Source organism: Vibrio sp. 10N.247.310.17, from assembly GCF_041466605.1.
Classification (GTDB): domain Bacteria; phylum Pseudomonadota; class Gammaproteobacteria; order Enterobacterales; family Vibrionaceae; genus Vibrio; species Vibrio tasmaniensis_A.
The window spans coordinates 1-2,621 of the sequence record NZ_JBFSTC010000183.1 but is presented as its reverse complement, the minus strand read 5'-3'; the positions used below and the strand labels follow the sequence as shown (position 1 = coordinate 2,621).

The window sequence follows — 2,621 nt, the reverse complement described above, 5'->3', positions numbered from 1 at the left end:
ATAAAATATTCAACGTTTTACTGCCCACTTTTAAATCGACTCTCTTTATACCCAAGCGATAAAGGCAAGAGAGTACGTCATTTTGAAAAACATTGTATTGACTACGATTTAGAAGTAATAAAAATTCTTCTAACAAGTATCGTTTTTGAGCAAGCTGATAAAAATCACTTATCCTTTGCTTTACATCCAAGTCAATAACAGCGACTTCCAGGCGAGATTGATTCTTCTCAAATAAAAAACTAATCGGCCATTTTGACACAGAAAACCTCCATTATGTGTGAATTATAAAAACAGTCGTTACCGCTCGAAGGGAAAATTAGAGCAACATTTCTTCTTTAATTCCTACTTTGATTAATGCCGCCTTCTCAATCGCTGTTAGTTCTGAAAGCTCACTAACGAAATCACAATCCTTGAACCGAACGTCGGTCGCTTCACCCAACTTTTCACTCAATGCCGTCATCAAGCCTTCTACTAGGCCACTGAAACGCATGGCAGTCGAGATTAAAACATTGTCACCTTGCGCCAGATATGACGACGGAACTTGTTCAGCAACCAACCTAAAAACGCCTCGTAAACGCTGACCAAAAGCACCTTCCAATTGCGTTAATGTCGCTTTCAGGTCACTTTTCGACATTTGATCCAAAGCTGAACTCATTAAATCCCCATCAAAACGAGCATGAGCATTCGCATCAAGCGCGCCTTCAGTTTTTTTGCCGTTTTTTCATGCCATTGCAAGGCCGATGTATCAATAAAACCTTGTAAACCTTGCATAGTGGCGCTTACATTTGGACGTTTGTGTGAAAGTGAGTCCACAATTAATCCTAGATGCCCTGAATAATTTTTCTCTTGTTTAGGGACAGTAGAAAGCGCCAATTCACGAACTAGACTCAGATCCCCCTTTATTCAAGGCGATATTCTGAATAAATTTAAATGAAATATTGCCTTCGCTTAGCGCATCTTGTAGCTTATTTATTGTTTCACTAGATAATAATGGTGTTAAATTCGCTGTTACTCGTTTAGACAAGTAACTCACCGAATCCAGTGCTGTTTTCTTACTATTATCCTTAGCTGAACTACCTCTAATACCTAGATCATTATCAATTTCAGAACTAACAGCAATCGTCCTGACAGGATACTCGCTCGAGCTTTGTTTCTGTGTTTCCGGCTCAAAATAAGAACTAATAGCCTCTTTAAGTCCACCAACTTGAGCAGTTAATTTTCGGTCATTGAATAGGTTTCAGCGACAATGGCGAGTTTAGTTTGAGCAGACCACTGCTCTGATGAAGTGTTGCTCTTTGGCACGGTGGCTCCTGAACTTCTGAGTTGCGGGCGCCAATAATACAGGGTCGCAGTGCTAATTCCTTCCTCTTCGGACACTTCTTTAACTGACATCGAATAGGGAGGCAGCAGCTTCTTCAATATCGCTTCTTTTCTTTCTACTGAGATACGAGACACAATTACTCTTTATCGCCCAAACTGGTTAAATTTTAACAGTGACAACTACCCTGCCAGATAGGGATATTGTGAACCCAGATTTAGACACAAGAACAGCTCCCGATTGGGAGCCGTTCCCCTTTCAAAAATGATAATGTGCTTTCACACTATCATTCTCCTTTAGCAGCTTTATTATCTTTGGTGCTTGTCTCTTCAGCCTTATGCTCTAATACATCACAGTTTTTATTGATAGTGATGGACTTAGGCTTCATAGCTTCAGGTATCTCTTTCACCAGAGTAATAGTTAACAATCCGTTAGAAAGATCTGCATCCGTAACTTCAACATAATCAGCTAAGTTGAACTTACGTTCGAATGTACGATTGGCGATACCCTGATACAGATATTTATTTTCTTTATCAGCACATTTTTGCCCACGTACACTTAGCACGCTCTTTTCTACTTGAATATCAAGCTCTTCCTGAGTAAATCCGGCTACGGCCAGGGTGATGGCATAGCGATTCTCTTTTAGAACTTCAATGTTATATGGTGGGTAACCGTTGATAGCAGTTTCACTGGTCATGGCATGATCAATTAATGATGCTAGACGGTCAAACCCAACACTACTACGGTATAGTGGAGATAGGTCAATTGAGCTCATAATATATCCTCCATAAGAAGCAATACAAAATAAAAACAAGAGTGATGAAAAGGCCTCTTGATAAGACAACCTTTTCAAGGTTTTTTATAGTGTTTACGAACAATTATTTCAATAGTTTTTATATAGCAATTTCTCATTGAATTAGTTTTTTTATATGAAATTGTTATATCCTATCTATAATGACGAGACAAAAATAGTTCATAATTAGACGGTCTCTCTACTCTCTGATGGGCAATATTCCACGATATGAATTACGCGGGTGGCATGGGGTCGAGATCGGTTGGTTGAGTCACAAGAGATTACTATCAAATCAAATGGAAGGTGATTTATGAATGTGACTCTATGCTTATGTGCGGGTTATGTTTGAAAAATCAATAGCCATGTGATGATTTATTTAACGTAATGGTACTTAGTGTGAACCCAAATTTAGACACAAGAACAGCTCCCTATTAGGAGCTGTTCTGCGTTACGGGGTCACGCAATTGAACATAGGAATAATGAACACCAATAATTTTTTTTAGTGAGTTT

General features: G+C 38.9%; 5 protein-coding genes. All 5 read right to left on the bottom strand.

Annotated features, from left to right (window positions below; all coding sequences use genetic code 11):
* Window positions 1-259 (bottom strand): hypothetical protein (locus AB6D80_RS24555; RefSeq protein WP_017098102.1); only part of this gene is annotated, 259 nt, incomplete at its 3' end.
* A gap of 57 nt (window positions 260-316) precedes the next feature.
* Window positions 317-655: a hypothetical protein gene (locus AB6D80_RS24550; protein WP_017098101.1), complete on the bottom strand. Its 339-nt coding sequence runs from the start codon at window positions 653-655 to the stop codon at window positions 317-319.
* Entirely contained in the window at window positions 655-813 is a 159-nt protein-coding gene (locus AB6D80_RS24545; protein WP_017098100.1) for a hypothetical protein, read from the bottom strand. The genes AB6D80_RS24550 and AB6D80_RS24545 overlap by 1 nt, the downstream gene beginning before the upstream one ends.
* 399 nt (window positions 814-1,212) lie before the next feature.
* Entirely contained in the window at window positions 1,213-1,455 is a 243-nt protein-coding gene (locus AB6D80_RS24540; RefSeq protein ID WP_032499864.1) for a transposase, read from the bottom strand.
* A 149-nt stretch (window positions 1,456-1,604) separates the two neighbouring features.
* Window positions 1,605-2,093 carry an Hsp20 family protein gene (locus AB6D80_RS24535; protein WP_017098606.1) on the bottom strand — a complete coding sequence of 163 codons (489 nt, stop codon included), beginning with the start codon at window positions 2,091-2,093 and terminating at the stop codon, window positions 1,605-1,607.
* Window positions 2,094-2,621 lie beyond the last annotated feature (528 nt).

Bases quoted from the DNA above. Each gene is read 5' to 3' on its own strand.
- AB6D80_RS24550 (WP_017098101.1), bottom strand. From the start codon at position 655: ATGAGTTCAGCTTTGGATCAAATGTCGAAAAGTGACCTGAAAGCGACA.
- AB6D80_RS24535 (WP_017098606.1), bottom strand. From the start codon at position 2,093: ATGAGCTCAATTGACCTATCTCCACTATACCGTAGTAGTGTTGGGTTT.